Consider the following 1,077-nt stretch of genomic DNA (forward strand, 5'->3'; position numbering starts at 1 on the left):
GTGGGTACGGGACAATATCGCTGCTTTTGGCGGCAACCCAGGCAACGTTACCATTTTTGGTGAGTCTGGAGGTGGTCGCAAGGTACTGTCGCTGATGGCTTCGCCTCAGGCCAAGGGCCTTTTTCACCGGGCGGTCAGTCAGAGCGGCACGCTGTTCCCGGATACTCGCAGCCTGAGCGCGGCCGAGGAAATCGGCAGTCAGTTGCAGAGCCGGCTCGGCGCGGCCTCGTTGGAGGAAATGCGTCAGCGCACCTGGTTGCAAGTGGTGGCGGCAGCGGCACCGCTGGTGCCTTATACCAATATCGACAACTACTACCAGCCCCATGCCGAGCGAGTCAGTTTTGAAAGCGGCATCCAGAACGATGTGCCCTTCATGTTCCTGATCAACACCAATGACACGCCCGATCCAATCTATACGGTGCGGGAGGTGTTCCCCTGGATGGCGCCGCTGAGTAGTTCCAATCATTACGCCGTGCTGTTCAGCCATCAGCCTGCCGGTTGGAAAGCGCGTGGTGTAGAGGCTTATCACGCCGCTGAACTGGCTTATCTGTTCAACATGCCTGAAAGCGTGATTACCCACTACCAACTGGGCTTGGTGATTGATCCGGCCACTGGAGAGTCGCTGGTGATTGGTGACCTGAACGGCAACGGTATCAGCGGCTCGCAGGGTGACCCGGACGATATTTTTGCATCTGCCGGTTTTGATCAGGTGGATGAGGTGGTGATTGATCGAATGATGACTATCTGGACCAACTTCGCCAAGACCGGGGACCCGAGCATTCCGGGTGAGATCGACTTCCCGATTTACGATGCGGGTAGCCAGAGCTATGTCGAGTTGAGCGATGGAGTGGATGTCAAAGACAACCTGGCGGACATCTTCCGTTAACAGGCCGTTATAACAACAAGAATGGAGGCAATCATGACTTACCGTATCAAAACACGCCCGCGGTTCTCTCCGGTCCTGATCGGGATCACTTTCGCTCCGCTGTTTCTGGCCTTGAGTGGCTGCCTCGGCGGTTCATCGTCATCATCCCGATCCGGCCCCCAGGTACAAACCGGTACCTTTGTCGATAGCCC

1 protein-coding gene is annotated in these 1,077 nt (G+C 56.7%); it reads left to right on the forward strand.

The window, feature by feature from the left end; all coding sequences use genetic code 11:
- On the forward strand, positions 1-886 hold an 886-nt coding region (locus tag C2846_RS18465), incomplete at its 5' end, for a carboxylesterase family protein (protein ID WP_165443870.1).
- Positions 887-1,077 lie beyond the last annotated feature (191 nt).

The sequence above is a fragment of the Pseudomonas jilinensis genome (genome assembly GCF_003586265.1).
GTDB classification, from domain to species: domain Bacteria; phylum Pseudomonadota; class Gammaproteobacteria; order Pseudomonadales; family Pseudomonadaceae; genus Halopseudomonas; species Halopseudomonas phragmitis.